Source organism: Polaromonas sp. CF318 (assembly GCF_000282655.1).
GTDB lineage: Bacteria > Pseudomonadota > Gammaproteobacteria > Burkholderiales > Burkholderiaceae_C > Polaromonas.
This window is the reverse complement of the sequence record NZ_AKIV01000052.1, coordinates 1-15,519: the sequence shown is the minus strand read 5'-3', so window position 1 is coordinate 15,519 and position 15,519 is coordinate 1. Positions and strand designations below refer to the sequence as shown.

General features: G+C 65.8%; 16 protein-coding genes. 8 read left to right on the top strand and 8 right to left on the bottom strand.

Features of this window, described 5'->3' with window-relative positions:
* The first annotated feature begins 35 nt into the window (after window positions 1-35).
* On the top strand, window positions 36-656 hold the full coding sequence (locus PMI15_RS08860; protein WP_007866953.1) for a 2-hydroxychromene-2-carboxylate isomerase: 621 nt from the start codon (window positions 36-38) through the stop codon (window positions 654-656).
* Between the two features lie 10 nt (window positions 657-666).
* On the opposite strand, the gene PMI15_RS08855 is transcribed toward PMI15_RS08860, so the two are convergent.
* Window positions 667-2,001, bottom strand: a complete 1,335-nt coding sequence (locus PMI15_RS08855) for a PLP-dependent aminotransferase family protein (protein WP_007866952.1) — start codon at window positions 1,999-2,001, stop codon at window positions 667-669.
* Window positions 2,002-2,095: 94 nt separating this feature from the next.
* Here PMI15_RS08855 and PMI15_RS08850 point away from each other — a divergent pair, with 94 nt between their 5' ends.
* Complete coding sequence (locus PMI15_RS08850) at window positions 2,096-2,713, top strand: DJ-1/PfpI family protein (protein ID WP_007866951.1); 618 nt, start codon at window positions 2,096-2,098, stop codon at window positions 2,711-2,713.
* Between the two features lie 6 nt (window positions 2,714-2,719).
* Here the strand turns inward: PMI15_RS08850 and ybaL are convergent, their stop codons facing one another.
* The 4 genes from ybaL to phaC form a co-directional block, all read right to left on the bottom strand.
* Window positions 2,720-4,426 (bottom strand): YbaL family putative K(+) efflux transporter, encoded by a 1,707-nt coding sequence (ybaL, locus tag PMI15_RS08845; RefSeq protein WP_007866950.1) that lies wholly within the window; start codon window positions 4,424-4,426, stop codon window positions 2,720-2,722.
* A 364-nt stretch (window positions 4,427-4,790) separates the two neighbouring features.
* Complete coding sequence (gene phbB / locus PMI15_RS08840) at window positions 4,791-5,528, bottom strand: acetoacetyl-CoA reductase (protein WP_007866947.1); 738 nt, start codon at window positions 5,526-5,528, stop codon at window positions 4,791-4,793.
* Between the two features lie 141 nt (window positions 5,529-5,669).
* Window positions 5,670-6,848 carry an acetyl-CoA C-acetyltransferase gene (locus tag PMI15_RS08835; protein WP_007866946.1) on the bottom strand — a complete coding sequence of 393 codons (1,179 nt, stop codon included), beginning with the start codon at window positions 6,846-6,848 and terminating at the stop codon, window positions 5,670-5,672.
* Between the two features lie 70 nt (window positions 6,849-6,918).
* Window positions 6,919-8,667 carry a class I poly(R)-hydroxyalkanoic acid synthase gene (gene phaC, locus PMI15_RS08830; RefSeq protein ID WP_007866944.1) on the bottom strand — a complete coding sequence of 583 codons (1,749 nt, stop codon included), beginning with the start codon at window positions 8,665-8,667 and terminating at the stop codon, window positions 6,919-6,921.
* A gap of 106 nt (window positions 8,668-8,773) precedes the next feature.
* Here phaC and PMI15_RS08825 point away from each other — a divergent pair, with 106 nt between their 5' ends.
* Window positions 8,774-9,037 carry a hypothetical protein gene (locus PMI15_RS08825; RefSeq protein WP_007866943.1) on the top strand — a complete coding sequence of 88 codons (264 nt, stop codon included), beginning with the start codon at window positions 8,774-8,776 and terminating at the stop codon, window positions 9,035-9,037.
* Window positions 9,038-9,049: 12 nt separating this feature from the next.
* Here PMI15_RS08825 and PMI15_RS08820 read toward each other — a convergent pair whose 3' ends face one another.
* Window positions 9,050-9,988 (bottom strand): LysR family transcriptional regulator, encoded by a 939-nt coding sequence (locus PMI15_RS08820; RefSeq protein WP_007866941.1) that lies wholly within the window; start codon window positions 9,986-9,988, stop codon window positions 9,050-9,052.
* Between the two features lie 87 nt (window positions 9,989-10,075).
* On the opposite strand from PMI15_RS08820, the gene PMI15_RS08815 reads away from it, so the two are divergent.
* From PMI15_RS08815 to PMI15_RS25120, 5 genes are read left to right on the top strand one after another with little or no spacing between them, the layout of a single operon-like run.
* Window positions 10,076-10,951 carry an amidohydrolase gene (locus tag PMI15_RS08815; RefSeq protein ID WP_007866939.1) on the top strand — a complete coding sequence of 292 codons (876 nt, stop codon included), beginning with the start codon at window positions 10,076-10,078 and terminating at the stop codon, window positions 10,949-10,951.
* Complete coding sequence (locus PMI15_RS08810; protein WP_007866937.1) at window positions 10,948-11,781, top strand: SDR family NAD(P)-dependent oxidoreductase; 834 nt, start codon at window positions 10,948-10,950, stop codon at window positions 11,779-11,781. Before PMI15_RS08815 ends, PMI15_RS08810 begins: the two co-directional genes overlap by 4 nt.
* A 41-nt stretch (window positions 11,782-11,822) precedes the next feature.
* On the top strand, window positions 11,823-12,815 hold the full coding sequence (locus PMI15_RS08805; protein ID WP_007866934.1) for a tripartite tricarboxylate transporter substrate binding protein: 993 nt from the start codon (window positions 11,823-11,825) through the stop codon (window positions 12,813-12,815).
* On the top strand, window positions 12,812-13,357 hold the full coding sequence (locus PMI15_RS08800; RefSeq protein ID WP_007866931.1) for a carboxymuconolactone decarboxylase family protein: 546 nt from the start codon (window positions 12,812-12,814) through the stop codon (window positions 13,355-13,357). The genes PMI15_RS08805 and PMI15_RS08800 overlap by 4 nt, the downstream gene beginning before the upstream one ends.
* 1 nt (window position 13,358) lies before the next feature.
* Window positions 13,359-13,979, top strand: coding sequence for a hypothetical protein (locus tag PMI15_RS25120; protein ID WP_007866929.1), 621 nt, complete (start codon window positions 13,359-13,361; stop codon window positions 13,977-13,979).
* An 18-nt stretch (window positions 13,980-13,997) separates the two neighbouring features.
* On the opposite strand, the gene pgeF is transcribed toward PMI15_RS25120, so the two are convergent.
* Window positions 13,998-14,774, bottom strand: coding sequence for a peptidoglycan editing factor PgeF (pgeF, locus tag PMI15_RS08790; protein WP_007866927.1), 777 nt, complete (start codon window positions 14,772-14,774; stop codon window positions 13,998-14,000).
* Between the two features lie 7 nt (window positions 14,775-14,781).
* Entirely contained in the window at window positions 14,782-15,420 is a 639-nt protein-coding gene (maiA, locus tag PMI15_RS08785) for a maleylacetoacetate isomerase (protein WP_036838177.1), read from the bottom strand.
* Window positions 15,421-15,519: the final 99 nt, after the last annotated feature.

Genomic DNA, 15,519 nt, shown 5'->3' with positions numbered 1-15,519 from the left:
CTTCCCAACAACGAAACAGCCCCAAGAGACAAACCATGATTGAATTTTTCTTCGACTGCTCCAGCCCCTGGACTTATATCGCCTTTCGCAACATCCAGCCGCTGGCGGCCGAACTCCAGGAGACCATCAACTGGAAGCCAGTGCTGGTGGGCGGCATCTTCAACAGCGTCAACAAGGGCATTTACGCGGCGCGCGAAGACATGGACACGCCGAAGAACCGCTACATGCTCAAGGACCTGCGCGACAACGCGCGTGAAGCCGGCCTGAAGATCGCCTTCCCGCCCAGGATATTCCCGGTCAACAGCGTCAAGGCCATGCGAGGCTGCCTGTGGATCGCGCAGGACGCCGCGGCGCAGCCGCATTACCTCGCCTTCATCGAAGCCACTTTCGCAGCCTATTTCACGCGCGAGGAAGACATCTCGCAGGACGAGGTGCTGGCCGCGATTTGCCGGCAGGTAGGCATCAATGCCGAGGCTTTTCTGGCGGGCATCGCCAGGCCCGACGTCAAGGAGCAGCTCAAGGCCAATACCGACGAAGCCATACGCCGCGGCGCCTTCGGCTCGCCCACCTTTTTTGTGGGCGAGGACATGTACTTCGGCAACGACAGGCTGGCACTGGTGCGCTCGGCCGTGCTGCGGGCCAGGGCGAAGAACTAAGGCCGCTCGCTCACCAGGCCTGCGCATCTATCGCGCGCCTTACTTTTTGCAGCACCTCGCGCAGCGCGTCCAGCGCGACCGAGCCCAATGCCAGGCGGATGGCATGCGGTGCCTGGGCGATGGTCGCGAAAGCCTCGGCCGTGGACACCGATATCCCATCACGCATGAGCGCCGCGGCAAGCTTGTCGGCCCGCTGTTCCTCCGCCATCGGAAGCCAGACGAAATAAGAGGACGGATGGCGTACGCATCGCAGTCCGGCAAAGACCTCGGCGGCAATCACCTGGCGGGCTTCAGCGTCCCGTCGTTTCTCTGATTCGAGCCGGGCGACCGTGCCGTCGTCCAGCCAGCCACAGGCCAGCGCCGTCATCACGCCGGGCGTATTCCAGGTGGTCGCCCTGATCGCGCGCTCCAGCCTGGGGACGTATTCAGCCGGTGCGGCAACAAAGCCGACACGCAAGCCGGTCGCCACACTCTTGGAAAGCCCCGACACATAAACAGTCATTTCGGCGGCCAGCGCGGCCACGGGAGCCGGCGGGTCCCGGGCGAGAAAGGCATAGGCCGCATCCTCGATGATCAGCAGGCCATGCCGCCTAGCGATGGCCACCAGTTGGCGCCGACGGCTCGCGCCCATGACCCAGCCCAGGGGGTTGTGCAGCGTCGGCATTACGTAGACGGCGCGCACCCGCCGGCGCCGGCACAGGCGCTCCAGCGCGTCCAGGTCGGGGCCGCTGCCGGCTGCTGGAATCGGAGCGAGTTCCAGGCGATGCGCCTGGGCCAGCACTTTGAAACCCGGATAGCTCAGCGCGTCGGCCGCGACCACATCGCCCGGCTGCAGCAGCGCCATGGCGGTGATGGCCAGGCCCTGCTGGGCGCCGTTCACGATCATCACCTGGTCCGCACCGACACTCAAACCCCGACTTGCGAGGTGGCGCGCCATGGCCGCACGCTCATGCGGGCGCCCGCCGTGCGGCTGGTAGCGCAACAGGGCCTCCAGGTCGCCGGAAGCGGCCAGTTGGCGCAAGCCCTCACGCAGCAACTCGGCCTGGCCCGGCAGCGAGGGGTAGTTGAAGTTCAGGTCCACCATGCCCGAGGCCACGACATGCTGGTCTATGCCCAGTTCGCGCGCAAGCGTGCTCTCCCGGACAAAAGTGCCGCGACCGGTTTCGCCGCTGACCAGGCCCATGGCCCCGAGCTCCGCATAAACGCGGGTCGCTGTCACCAGTGCCAGGCCATGCTCTTCGGCGAGCCTGCGGTGGGTCGGCAGACGCGTACCCGGCAGGAGTCGCCCCGCGCGAATGTCCGCCGCGAACGCGTCAACCAGTTGTTTGTAGCGGGCCTGCGCCATAGGGCAGTGTATCCATGACAATCATTTGATTGTATTGCTCCGTCTGCCTACGATGGCCCCCGCTGAATCCATCCACCACGGAGCAACCACCACCATGCATATCGCCATCCTCACCTTTGAAGGCTTTAACGAACTCGACTCGCTGATCGCGCTCGGCATCCTCAACCGCGTCAGGAAGCCGGGCTGGCGCGTGTCCATCGCCAGCCCTTCGGCGCGCGTGCGGTCCATGAACGGCGTGGTGCTTGAGGCGCAGGCATCGCTGGCCGAGGCGAGCGCCGCCGATGCGGTCATCGTCGGCAGCGGCATGCGCACGCGCGAGGTGGTGGCCGATGCGGCCTTGATGGCGCAACTGCGGCTGGACCCCTCGCGGCAGCTGCTGGGCGCGCAGTGCTCGGGCACGCTGGTGCTGGCAAAACTCGGGCTGATTGCCGGTGTGCCGGCCTGCACCGACCTGACAACCAAACCCTGGGTCGAGGAAGCCGGCGTCACGGTGCTGAACCAGCCTTTTGTGGCCAGGGGCAATGTGGCGACGGCCGGCGGCTGCCTGGCTTCGCAATACCTGGCCGCCTGGGTCATTGCCCGCCTGGTGGGCCTGGCGGAGGCGCATGGCGCGATGCATTACGTCGCCCCCGTGGGAGAAAAGGAAGACTACGTCGCGCGCGCGATGCGCAACATCACGCCCTTCATGGACACGGCGCCGGCCGCCGTCTAAGCCACGCTAATGGTTGGCGGCCGACGCGGCCGCGCCGGAGCGCTCCAGCACATGGCGCGTCATGGACTGCGCCAGTTCATGCTCGCCCAGGAAAACCTTGCCGGCCTTCTCGTTGTCGAGCAGCCGCGCTTCGGCCTCGTTGTGGGTACGCACCACGATTTCAATGGCGGGGTTGAGCGCCCGCGCCGTAGCCACCATCTGCCGCACGTCCAGCGTATCGGGCGTGGCGATGACCAGCATGCGCGCTTGCGCGATGTGGGCCTGCACCATCACTTCGGCCTCCACGGCATCGCCCGACACGGCGGCCGTGCTCTCGGCCCGCAGCCGCTCCACCGCCTCGCGGTTCTGCTCGGCCACCACAAAGGGAACGTGGTGGGCCCTGAGCGCCTCGGCAATGCGCCGCCCCACCCGCCCATAGCCCACCAGCACCACGTGGTTGGACAGATATTTTTCGTCGGTGCTGGCCGGCAGTTCGGCGGTCGGGTCGTCGCGCGCCTCGAGCTTGCGCGCCAGCGGCGACTTCGCCAATATCCATTGCTGCAGCGGCTGCACGGCCTTGAACACCAGCTGGTTGAGCGCGATGGAGATCAGGGCGCCGGCCAGCACCAGGCTTTGCCCCTCGGGCGGCAGCAGGCCCAGCGAAGCGCCCAGGCCGACCAGGATGAAGGAGAACTCCCCGATCTGCGCCAGGCTGGCCGATACCGTAAGCGCCGTGTTGAGCGGATAGCGAAAGGCCAGCACCAGCGCGCCGGCCGCGAGCGTCTTGCCGACGATGATGATGGCCACCACGGCCAGCACCTGCAGCGGCCGCTCCAGCAGCACCCAGGGATCGAACAGCATGCCCACCGACACAAAAAACAGCACGGCGAAAGCGTCGCGCAGGGGCAGCGACTCTTCGGCGGCCCGGTGGCTGAACTCGGACTCGCGCATCACCATGCCGGCGAAGAACGCGCCCAGCGCAAAAGACACGCCAAACAGCGCCGTGGCGCCGAAGGCGATGCTCACGGCGGCGGCCACCACGCACAGCGTGAACAGCTCGCGCGAACCGGTGCGCTGCACCTGCCACAGCACCCAGGGGAAAAAGCGCCGCCCCACTACCAGCATCAGCGCCACAAAGCCGCCCACCTGCAGCAAGGTGATGCCCAGCGTCTGCCACAACGCGTTGACGTCGGCATCAACCTTGCCCGACAGCCAGCCGCCCAGCGGCGGCAGCAACACCAGCACGAGCACCATGGCCAGGTCTTCGACAACCAGCCAGCCCACGGCGATGCGGCCATTGACCGAATCGAGGATGCCACGGCTTTCCAGCGCACGCAGCAGCACCACGGTGCTGGCCACCGAGAGCGACAGGCCGAACACCAGCGCGCCGCCCAGGTTCCAGCCCCACCAGTGGGCCAAGCCCATGCCCAGGGCCGTGGCCACCGTCATCTGCACGACGGCGCCGGGCACGGCGATCTTGCGTACCGCCAGCAGGTCGTCGAGTGAAAAGTGCAGTCCCACGCCGAACATCAGCAGCATCACGCCGATTTCGGCGAGCTGGCTGGCGATCTCCGCGTCGGCCACAAAACCGGGCGTGAAGGGCCCGATGATCACGCCCGCCAGCAGGTAACCCACCAGCGCGGGCAAGCGCAGCCGCACCGCGAGAAAACCAAAAACAAGGGCCAGGCCCAGGCCCGCGGCGATGGTGCTGATCAGGGAGACGCTATGGGGCATGCGGGAGGGATTCCTTCAGAAAATCAGGTTAAGGAAGGCCTGCGACGCAGCCCGGCAGGCGGGCTGTCCCCGTAGAACACGTCCGTTTAATTTACTACAGTTGCCTGTGCGCCCAGCCGCCAAATCCCCACGCGCCCGCGGGGTGCACGATCTGATGGGCCGGGTCGGCTGGTACAACGACTCGGTGGAAGCCCTCAACAACAAGCGGCGGAAGCGGCCGAGAAGCCCGGCACCGTGCTGGACGTGAAGGGACGCTATGCTTCTTTCGAGCCCCTGCCCTGAGTTTTCCGCGTCCTTCCCTCTTTCCGCTGAGCCATAAAAAAACCCGCCGAAGCGGGTTTTCCTACAAGCGCCCAGAAGGCGATCAGCCCATGTGCAGGCCGCCGTTGAGCGAGAAGTCGGCACCGGTGGCGTAGCCGCCCTCTTCGGACGCGATCCACGCAATGATGGAGGCGATTTCTTCGGGCTGGCCCAGGCGCTTGGCCGGAACACCCGCGACGATTTTTTCGAGCACGTCGGGGCGGATGGCTTTCACCATGTCGGTGCCGATGTAGCCGGGGCTCACCGTGTTGACCGTCACGCCCTTGGCCGCGACCTCCTGCGCCAGCGCCATGGTGAAGCCGTGCAGGCCGGCCTTGGCGGTGGAGTAGTTCACCTGGCCGAACTGGCCTTTCTGGCCGTTGACCGAGGAGATGTTGATGATGCGCCCGAAGCCCGCTTCTATCATGCCCTCGATGACCTGCTTGGTCACGTTGAACATGCTGTTGAGGTTGGTGGAAATCACCGCGTCCCAGTCGGCCTTGCTCATTTTGCGGAACTGGCCGTCGCGCGTGATACCGGCGTTGTTGACCAGCACCGAAACCGGGCCGTGCTCGGCCTTGACCTTGTCAAAGGCCGCGACGGTGGAATCCCAGTCGCCGACATTGCCCACCGAGGCGTAAAAGGTGTGGCCCAGCGCCTTCTGCTCATCGAGCCACTTGGCATAGTCGCGCGTGGGGCCGCAGCCCGCGATCACCGTGAAACCGTCTTTAGCCAGGCGCTGGCAGATGGCGGTTCCAATGCCGCCCATGCCACCCGTGACGTACGCTACTTTTTTTGCCATTGCGATCTCCTTGATTGATTTTGTGAACTGTCTTTAACGCTTTTTAACTGCCTGAATACCGTTGAACGTCCCAACGCGTGGCATGGCTGCGATCATTGCGTATGCAGGATGCGTGCCGATTGGAACATTGTGACCCCAAGCTCAGCGCTCCAGGGTCAGGGCTACCCCCATGCCGCCGCCTATGCACAGGCTGGCAATGCCTTTTTTCGCGTCGCGGCGCGCCATCTCGTGCAGCAGTGTCACCAGGATGCGGCAACCGGATGCACCAATCGGGTGGCCGATGGCGATGGCACCGCCGTTGACGTTGACCTTGCTGGTGTCCCAGCCCATTTCCTTGTTGACCGCGCAAGCCTGGGCCGCAAAGGCCTCGTTGATCTCGAGCAGGTCCAGGTCCTGGGCCTTCCAGCCCGCGCGCTGCAGCGCCTTGGTCGAGGCCGGCACCGGGCCCATGCCCATGTAGGCCGGATCCAGGCCGGTGGTGGCGTAGCTGGCGATGCGCGCCAGGGGCTTCAGGCCCAACGCGGCGGCTTTTTTGGCCGTCATGACCATCACGGCGGCGGCACCGTCGTTCAGGCCCGAGGCATTGCCGGCCGTCACGCCGCCGGCCTTGTCGAAGGCCGGGCGCAGGCCGGCCAGGCCTTCGGCGCTGGTCTTGCGGTTGATGAATTCGTCGGCGGCAAACACCACCGGGTCGCCCTTCTTCTGGGGAATGGTGACGGGGATGATCTCGTCCTTGAACTTGCCGGCGTCCTGCGCGGCCGCGGCCTTGGTCTGGCTGGCCAGGGCCAGCGCGTCCTGCGCGGCGCGCTCAATGCCGTATTTTTTGGCGACGTTCTCAGCGGTGATGCCCATGTGGTACTGGTTGTAGACGTCCCACAGGCCGTCGACGATCATGGAGTCGACCATCTTCCAGTCGCCCATGCGCTGGCCGTCGCGCGAGCCGTTGAGCACGTGCGGCGCGGCGCTCATGTTTTCCTGGCCGCCGGCGATCACGATTTCGCTGTCGCCCGTGGCCACAGCCTGCGCCGCCAGCATGACCGACTTGAGGCCCGAGCCGCAAACCGCGTTGATGGTCAGGCCCGGGATGCCGTTGGGAAAGCCGGCCTTGATGACAGCCTGGCGCGCCGGGTTCTGGCCGACACCGGCCGTGAGCACCTGGCCCAGGATGACTTCGCCCAACTGGTCGGCACTCAGGCCGGAGCGCTCCAGCACGCCCTTGATGACGGCCGCGCCGAGTTCGGTCGCGGGGATCTTGGCCAGCGAGCCGCCGAATTTGCCCACCGCGGTGCGGCCGGCTGCAACGATAACGATGTCTTCCATGGTGTGTTCCCTTTTTGAAGTTTATGGAGTGGTTTTTAAAAAGTGATGACGGGGCCGCGCGTTCCGGTGCTCAAGCCTTGGCCTTGACGTAGCGGCCCGGCGCGGGCTCTATGACCGGGTATTTGCGGCTGCCGTAAGCCTTGGGCGCGGCGACCTGTTTGCCGGCATGGCCCTTGAGCCAATCCGACCAGTCGGTCCACCAGCTGCCGGGGTGCTCGGTCGCGCCCTTGAGCCATTCGGTTTGGGTGGCCGGAAATTTCCCCTGCGGCAGCTTGTCGCGGGTCCAGTAGCTGCGTTTTTTCTTGGCCGGCGGGTTGATCACGCCGGCGATGTGGCCTGAAGCCCCCATCACGAAGCGCTTGGGGCCCGGCAGGTGCTGGGTGGAAGCGTAGGCGCCGCCAATCGGCACGATGTGGTCTTCGCGCGAGCCGTAGAGATAGACCGGGATATCGACCTTGCGCAAATCGACCTTCTGCCCACAGACCACGGCCTTGCCGGGCTTGATCAGGTTGTTCTCGAAATAGGTGTTTCGCAGGTACCAGGCATAAAAAGGCCCGGGCAGGTTGGTGGAATCGCTGTTCCAGTAGAGCAGGTCAAAGGGCGGCGGCGTCTCGCCCTTGAGGTAGTTGCCCACCACGTAGTTCCAGACCAGGTCGTTGGGGCGCAGAAAGCTGAAGGTGGAAGCCAGGTCCTGGCCCTTGAGCAAACCGCCCTGCCCCATCTCGGCCTCGCGGTACTTGACCGAGGTCTCGTCGATGAAGATGTCCAGGATGCCGGTGTCGCTGAAGTCGAGGAAGGAGGTCAGCAAGGTGGCGCTGGCCACCGGTTTTTTGCCCCGTGCGGCCAGCACCGACAGCGCCGTGCCCAGTATGGTGCCGCCCACACAAAAGCCCAGGGCGTTCAGTGTCCTGGCACCGGTGATTTCCTGCACCACTTCGATGGCCTTGATGGCGGCGTGCTCGATGTAATCGTCCCAGGTCTTGCCGGCCATGGACTCGTCGGGGTTGCGCCAGCTGACCACAAAAGTGCGGTGGCCCTGGCTCACCGCGTAGCGAATCAGCGAGTTTTCGGGCTGCAGATCAAGAATGTAGAACTTGTTGATGCAGGGCGGGATCAGCAGGAAAGGCTTTTCGTAGACCTTGGCCGTGAGCGGCTTGTATTCGAGCAGCTGGAAGAATTCGTTTTCAAACACCACCGCGCCTTCGGTGGTGGCGACGTTCTTGCCGACCTCGAACACACGTTCGTCGGTCATGGAGACATGGCCCTGCTTCATGTCGTGCAGCAGGTTGGTGATGCCCTGGGCAATGCTTTCACCTTGGCTCTGGATGGCTTTTTGCTGGGCCTCGGCATTGAGCGCCAGGAAATTGCTGGGCGCGGTGGCCGCCATCCATTGCTCGACCGCAAAACGCACGCGCGCGCGCGTCTTGGCGTCGGACTGGACCGCGTCGGCCAGTTCCATCAGCGTGCGGGCGTTTAGCAGATAGGTGGAAGCGGAAAATTTCGAGACCGGGTTGGTTTTCCAGGCTTCATTGGAGAAGCGGCGGTCCGAGGCGACCAAAGTGTCGGCGCCGTCCTGCAGGCCCTGGTTCCAGAGGGCCGAGGCATCCGCGATGTAGCGCTGCTGCAGTTCCTGGAGCTTGGCCGGGTCGAACTGCAACATGGGCTGGCCCTGGGCGCCGTTCGCGCCACTCGCGCCGCTGGGGAAAGCAAAGCCCGGCGGCATGCCGCTTGCCATGGCCCCCATGGCCTGCTGCAGGCCCGCGGCAAAAGTCTCTTGCATCTGACGGGCCGCCTGGGCCCGGTTTGCGTCAGAATCCATTTATATCCCCGATCATGTTGAGTCTCGGTGACTCTTTTGAGCACACCACCAGTATCGTAGGATTTGCTTTAAAAATTTCCGACTGCACGCCCAGTTTCAAGTATTTATGTATTTGGTTGTCATCGCCTGGATTTACGTTGTGCTCATGATGAGCGTTGCCGAAGCGACAAACAGCAACGGCACGGTCCTCGGGGCGGTGTTTACCTTTGTACTCTATGGACTGGGGCCTGTGGCATTGGTGGTTTACCTGATGGGCGCGCCCGCGCGCAGCAAGGCCCTCAAAAAACGCGCGGCGCAGGAGCTCCTGCAGCAAACTGCAGATGCCGACGCTGCCCGCGAGAAAGCGGCGCAAGAAGCACCCAGGGACTGACAGTCCCCCTGCTCAGGGCTGGCGCGGTTTGCCCGCGTCACCGTAATGCTGCAGGCACAATTGCCGCGTCAGTTGCACCAAAAAGCGGCTCACGCGCGTGGCCGGCCTGGCCTTGGGCAAGGCAATGCACAAACGGTTGCGGATTTGCGGCGCATGGATGGCCGCCATGAAGGGCGGCGCCGCATGCGTCCACTCACGCACGGCGCTGGCCGGCAGTACCGTGGCCGCTACGCCGCGTGCCACCAGCGAGAGCACCGTCTTGATCGAATCGACCTCGGCCACGACCTTGAGCCGATAACCGCGGGGCTTGACCTCGCTTTCCAGCAATTGCCGCAGGGAATTGGGTTTGCTCGGCAGCACCAGGGGCAGCGCCGCCACGTCCGCCAGGCGCATGCGCGCCGGCAAGGGCGTGGACGCCATCAGCACCAGCGACTCGCGCGCCACCGTCTCGATGTCCAGGAGCGGCGAGGCCGGCGGGTCGAAGAGCACGGCCACGTCAAGCCGCCCCGCGACCAGGCCTTCGCGCAGGCGGATGCTCAGGCCTTCTTCGACGCTGATGGCCGCATCCGGAAATTCGGCCCGAAAGCGTTCCACCAGGTCGGCCGTCATCGCATGCGCGACGCGTGGCGGCAAGCCCAGGGTGATGCGCCCGCTGGGAACCAGTTGCCGCTCGCGCATGTCGGCGCGGGCGCGCTCGGCGAGGTCAAAAATGCCGCGCGCGTGCTGCAACAGGGCCAGCCCCGCGTCAGTGGGCTCGGCGCCGCGGCCGGTGCGGGTCAGCAGGCGGTGGCCGGTTTCCTGCTCCAGCGTGGCGATCTGCTGGCTCAAGGCCGGCTGCGACATCACCAGCGCGGCGGCGGCCTTGCTGAAACTGCCGGCTTCAGCCACGGCCACGAAATATTCAAGACGGCGCAGGTCGATGGCAGGCTCCCCGAAACATGGTTCACCCATTCTAGTGATATCGCTATTTCCGATAGCTGATATCCAAAAATAGGCGAACCGGATCCGACCTGCGGCCCCCAGAATACGGACAGCACCATGAACACCGAACCCCTGCTCACCTATTTGCCGGAGCCTTCATTGCCCGGTTTCCGCCCACCGCCCCATGCCTGCGACAGCCACGTCCATGTTTTCGGGCCGGCCGCGCGCTTCCCTTTCGCCGCCACACGCAATTTCACGCCGGCCGACGCACCGGCGCAAACGCTGTTCAGCCTGCACCGCAAGCTGGGCATTTCGCGCTGCGTGATCGTGCAGTCGGCCGTGCACGGTTTCGACAACTCGGCGGTGGAGGATGCGATCGCCGCCGGCGGCGGGCGCTACCTCGGGGTGGCGCTGGCGCCGCACGACGTGCCCGACGCGGAACTGAGGCGCCTGATGGCTGCCGGTTTTCGCGGCGTGCGCTTTAACTTCATGAAACACCTGGGCCAGGGCGCCACGGCACAGCAGGCCGTCGCCCTCACCCACCGGCTGGCGCCGCTGGGCATGCATTTGCAGGTGCATTTCGACAGCAGCCTGATCCACGAGCTGGCCCCGGTGCTCAAGGTCTCAGCCGTGCCGGTGGTGATAGACCACATGGGCCGTGTCGATGCGCGCCTGGGCGCGGGCCATGCCGATTTCCGCGCGCTTTGCAGCCTGATGGAAGACCCGCTGTTCTACGTCAAGGTCAGCGGCGCGGACCGCATTGATCCCAACCCGCCGCATACCTATGCCCACGGCGTGGCGCTGGCGCGCCACCTGGTCGAGTCCTTTCCCGAGCGCTGCCTCTGGGGCACGGACTGGCCGCATCCCAACCACACGCACGTGCCGGACGACGGCGTGCTCGTGGACCTGCTGCCCGCCATCGCCCCCACACCCGAACTCCAGGACAGGCTGCTGGTGCAAAACCCGCAGCGCCTTTACCAATTCCCCGCATGAATGCCACCGCCTTGAACACACCCCCGCTCGCCGCCGGTCGCCTTGCCGGCAAGGTCGCCTTCGTCACTGGCGCCGGATCGGTAGGCCCCGGCTGGGGCAACGGCCGCGCGATTGCCGTGCGCTTTGCCCAGGAAGGCGCACGTGTTTTTGCGGTGGACCGCGACACCGAACGCCTGCAGGAAACCGTGCGCCTGGTAGAGGAAGCCGGCGGCGAGATCGCCACCGCGCAATGCGACGTGACCCAGTCGGCCTCCATCGCGCAGGTGGTGGAGGCCTGCGTCGCCCGCTTCGGCCGCATCGACGTGCTGGTCAACAACGTGGGCGGCTCGGCGGCCGGCGGCCCGGTGGAAATGGCCGAGGAAACCTGGGATGCCCAGATAGACCACAACCTCAAGAGCGTCTTCCTGGCCTGCAAGCATGTGTTGCCGCTCATGGAAGCGCAGGCGGCGGGCGCCATCGTCAACATCGCCTCGACCTCGGGCCTGCGCTGGACGGGCTCGGCCCAGGTCGCCTACGCCTCGACCAAGGCCGGCGTGATGCAGTTTTCGCGCGTGGTGGCGGTGCAGTACGCCAAGGCCGGGATACGCGTGAACACCGTCGTGCCCGGCCAGCTCTACACACCCATGGTCGACGTGCGCCTGGCCAAACAGCGCACGGGCGGCGACGTGACGGCCTTGCTGCAGCAGCGCCAGTCGCGCATCCCGCTGCCTTTTATGGGCGACGGCCGCGACACGGCCCATGCCGCGCTGTTCCTGGCGTCCGACGAAGCCCGCTTCATCACCGGCGCCGAGATCGTGGTGGACGGCGGCATGTCGGTGCGCTGCGATTAATAAATTCAGAAGTTCGGATTCACGGAGACAAGGAAACCACCATGGCCTACATAGATAAAGACATCCCCCGCAGGCGGTCCGCCCTGCTGCTGGCAGCCGCCGTCCTGGCCCTGGGCTTTGCGGCGCCACCCGCCTGGGCGCAGGCCAAAATCACCCGCCTCGTGGTGGCCTTCCCGCCGGGCGGGCCGGTCGACTTTGTGGCGCGCACCATCGGCGAGCAACTGGGCAAGGAGCTGGGCTCGCAGGTCATCATCGAAAACCGGGCCGGCGCCAACGGTGCGATCGCGGCCGAATATGTGTCGCGCGCCGCGCCCGATGGCAGCACCCTCTGGCTGACCAGCGTGGGCGCGGTGGCCATCAACCCGCCGCTCTACGAAAAGCTGCCCTACGACCCGGTGCGCGACCTCGCGCCGGTTTCGCTGGTGGTGAACAACGTGGAACTGCTGGTGGTGGGTGCCGGCAACCCGGCCAACAGCGGCGCCGAATTCATCGCCAACGCCAGGCTACGCAAGGATGGCGCGACCATGGCCTCGTCGGGCACCGGCAGCGTGCCGCACCTGGCGATGGAACTGCTGGCCGACGCCACCAAGGCACCGCTGGTGCACGTGCCCTACAAGGGCGCGGCGCCGGCCATCACCGACGTCATCGCAGGCCACGTGGACGGCTTTTTCGGCGACATCCCGGGCCTGGTCGGCTTCATCAAGGCCGGCAAGCTCAAGCCCATAGGCATCGCCTCGAACCGGCGCCACCCCTTGCTGCCCGAGGTGAAAACCTTCCAGGAAATGGGCATGGCGGGTGTCGACTCCGACAACTGGTATGCGCTGTTCGCCGCCAAAGCCACGCCGGCCGCCGAGATCGCGCGGCTCAACCAGGCGGTCAGGCGCGCGCTGGCCGACGAAAGCGTGCGCGGCAAGCTGCTGGCCTCCGGCGCCGAGCCGGCAGCCTCCAGCCCCGCGGAGCTGGCCCTGCTGCTGAAGAACGACACGGCCAAGTGGGGCAAGGTCATACGCGCGAAAAAGATCAAACCCGAATGAAGGCCGGCACCGATCACGCCATGCGCGTCACACCCGTCACCCCCGGCACCCGGCCGGAACTGGCCGCCCTCGAAGCCGGCATCACGGCCGAACGCGGCCGCGTCTCGCTGCTCTACCAGGTGCTGCTCAACAGCCCGCCGCTGGCGCAGGGCTGGGAGCAGTTGCTGACCGCCGTGCGAAACCGCAGCACCGTGCCCGCGCTGCTGCGTGAACTGGTGATCCTGCGGGTCGCTGTGCTGAACCGCGCACCCTATGAATTCGAGGCCCATGTGCCGCATGCGCTGGTCGCCGGCATGCCGCCGGAAAAAATCGAAGCGCTGCGCGATCCTGAAGCCGGTCGCAAGGAAGCCATGTTCTCGGCGCTGGAGCGCCACGTCATCGCGCTGACCGATGCGATGACCCAGGGCATCGAGGTGCCCGACAGCGTCTTCGATCCGCTGAAGCCCTTTTTCAACGAGCAGCAACGGGTCGACCTGGTCGCCACCGTGGCTTCCTACAACATGGTGTCGCGCTTTCTGGTCGCACTCAGGATAGGGCATTGAGGTGATCGAAACGACACAGCTCACCGACGCCCTGCTGGTGCAGGCAGGCGCATCGGCCGGCCAGGCCGGCGACTTTGCAGCCTTGTTGGAACAATTACGCATCACCGCGGGGCTGGCGGCCAAACCGCCGCACGCGGCCTTCAACAAGGCACAGGGGATTTTCTACGCCTATGTGTTCATGGACCAGCGCACCCACCTGGGCGGGCCCGCCGCGCACATGCTCGAATCCGAGCTGCGCAAACGCTGGCCGGGCCCGCAGGCGCTGCATATCTCACGGTTGGAGCGCGTGTTCGATACGCCCGGCGCCTCGGCAGGCGCCGCGCCGGTGTTTCACTATGTCGTGGAAATGGACCCCGAAGCCGGCTGGATGCCCGAGCTGTCAGCCTGGTATGACCAGGAACACATGCCGGGCCTGGCGGCGGTGAGCGGCTGCATACGCGCGAGCCGCTTCCTGAACCACGACCACGGCCCGCTGTCGCTGGCCTGCTATGACCTGGTGAGCGAAGAGACGCTGGGCTCGCCGCCCTGGCTGGCCGTGCGTGGCACCGAGTGGAGCAGCCGCATGCGGCCTCGCTTCACAAATACCCGGCGCACTATGTTTGAAATCTTGCCCGGGCGCTGACAGGGCAAGCTGGCGGATTCAGTCGCGCCAGATGCAGGCGGCCATGCGCCCTGTCGTGCCAAGGCCGTTGCCCGACGGCCCGGCATCGCGCCGATGCGAGAAAAACCGCGAAGGATTGCGCACGGTGCACCAGGCATCGCTGCCGTCATTGCCATAGATGCGGGTCATGCCCAGCGCCCGCAAACGCAGCCGCGCCAGGCCCGGCAGGTCGGCCAGGTACTTGCCCGCGCCGGTGAGCACAAACAGGCGAGCGGCTTCAGGCTGGCTGGCTTCAAACGCAGCCTTGACCTCAGGGCCCACCTCAAAAGCCGAAGGCCCTATGCAGGGCCCCAGCCATGCAAGCGTGCGGGCATCTGCCTTCATGGCGGCATGAACGGTTTCCAGAACGCCTTGCCCGCCCTGCCCCGCCAGTCCGCGCCAGCCCGCGTGCGCTCCGGCCACCACGGCACCGTCGTCCATCGCCAGCAGCACCGGCAGGCAATCGGCCACCATGATGGCGCAGGCCACACCGGCCTCTTTCGCCACGCAGGCATCGGCCTGCAGCCCGTCTTCCGTGTCGGCGTCCAGCGCGATTACCTCGCTGCCATGCACCTGCTGCAGGAAAACCGCGCGGCCGCCCAGTGCCTGGCGCAGCAGGGCGCGGTTGGCCGCGACCTTCGCCGGCAGGTCGCCGACGTGGTCGCCCAGGTTCATGCTGTCGTAAGGCGCGACCGACAGGCCACCGGCCCGAGTGGTGAACACCGCGCGCACGCCGGCGGGCGCCGGCCAGTCGGGAATCAGCCAGTCCGCATGCACAACCAGGTCAAGCCTCGTTGTCAGGACAGGCCGAAGGCTGGGCCTTCTGGAAGGCCGGCAGCGCCATGCAGGCGTCAAACGCGGCCATGGTGCGCGGCAGGCCGTCGAAGCTCACATTAAAGCGCTTGGCATTGAAGATCTGCGGCACGAGGCAGCAGTCGGCCAGTGTGGGGGTATCGCCGTAGCAATAGGTCGATGCCGGTAATTGCGCCAGCTGGCGCTCAAAGGCTTCCAGCCCTTCGCGGCACCAGTGGACGTACCAGGCGTTTTTGGCGGTCTCGTCGAGCTTGAGTTCCTTGACCAGGTATTTGAGGACACGCAGGTTGTTGACGGGGTGGATTTCACAGGCGATCGACTGGGCCAGCGCGCGCACCTTGGCGCGGCCCAGCGCATCGGCCGGCAGCAGGGCCGGTGTGGGATGTTTTTCGTCCAGGTATTCGATGATGGCCATGGACTGCGAGAGTTTTTCGCCGTCGACTTCCAGCAGCGGCACCAGGGTGTCGGCGGCCAGGGCGGCATAGGGCGGCTGCTTGTGTTCGCCCTTGGCGATGTGCACGGGAATGTAGTCGTAGCTCAGGCCCTTGAGCTCCATCGCGATGCGTACACGAAACGACGACGATGAGCGGAAATAGTTGTGGAGTTTCATCTCTAAAGCATAAACGATGGCCCCCACGCTCGTCACTTCGTGTACTTCGCTGCCCCCCGAGGGGGCGCTGCGCCTGCGGCCCGGCAAAGCCGGTTCCGC

Excerpts from the sequence above, each read along its gene's own strand:
- PMI15_RS08860 (WP_007866953.1), top strand. The coding sequence starts at position 36 with ATGATTGAATTTTTCTTCGACTGCTCCAGCCCCTGGACTTATATCGCC.
- PMI15_RS08800 (WP_007866931.1), top strand. The coding sequence starts at position 12,812 with ATGAAGGCCGGCACCGATCACGCCATGCGCGTCACACCCGTCACCCCC.
- PMI15_RS08805 (WP_007866934.1), top strand. The coding sequence starts at position 11,823 with ATGGCCTACATAGATAAAGACATCCCCCGCAGGCGGTCCGCCCTGCTG.
- PMI15_RS08850 (WP_007866951.1), top strand. The coding sequence starts at position 2,096 with ATGCATATCGCCATCCTCACCTTTGAAGGCTTTAACGAACTCGACTCG.
- maiA (WP_036838177.1), bottom strand. The coding sequence starts at position 15,420 with ATGAAACTCCACAACTATTTCCGCTCATCGTCGTCGTTTCGTGTACGC.
- PMI15_RS08810 (WP_007866937.1), top strand. The coding sequence starts at position 10,948 with ATGAATGCCACCGCCTTGAACACACCCCCGCTCGCCGCCGGTCGCCTT.
- phaC (WP_007866944.1), bottom strand. The coding sequence starts at position 8,667 with ATGGATTCTGACGCAAACCGGGCCCAGGCGGCCCGTCAGATGCAAGAG.
- PMI15_RS08855 (WP_007866952.1), bottom strand. The coding sequence starts at position 2,001 with ATGGCGCAGGCCCGCTACAAACAACTGGTTGACGCGTTCGCGGCGGAC.
- PMI15_RS08835 (WP_007866946.1), bottom strand. The coding sequence starts at position 6,848 with ATGGAAGACATCGTTATCGTTGCAGCCGGCCGCACCGCGGTGGGCAAA.
- PMI15_RS08815 (WP_007866939.1), top strand. The coding sequence starts at position 10,076 with ATGAACACCGAACCCCTGCTCACCTATTTGCCGGAGCCTTCATTGCCC.
- phbB (WP_007866947.1), bottom strand. The coding sequence starts at position 5,528 with ATGGCAAAAAAAGTAGCGTACGTCACGGGTGGCATGGGCGGCATTGGA.
- PMI15_RS08825 (WP_007866943.1), top strand. The coding sequence starts at position 8,774 with ATGTATTTGGTTGTCATCGCCTGGATTTACGTTGTGCTCATGATGAGC.
- PMI15_RS08820 (WP_007866941.1), bottom strand. The coding sequence starts at position 9,988 with ATGGGTGAACCATGTTTCGGGGAGCCTGCCATCGACCTGCGCCGTCTT.
- ybaL (WP_007866950.1), bottom strand. The coding sequence starts at position 4,426 with ATGCCCCATAGCGTCTCCCTGATCAGCACCATCGCCGCGGGCCTGGGC.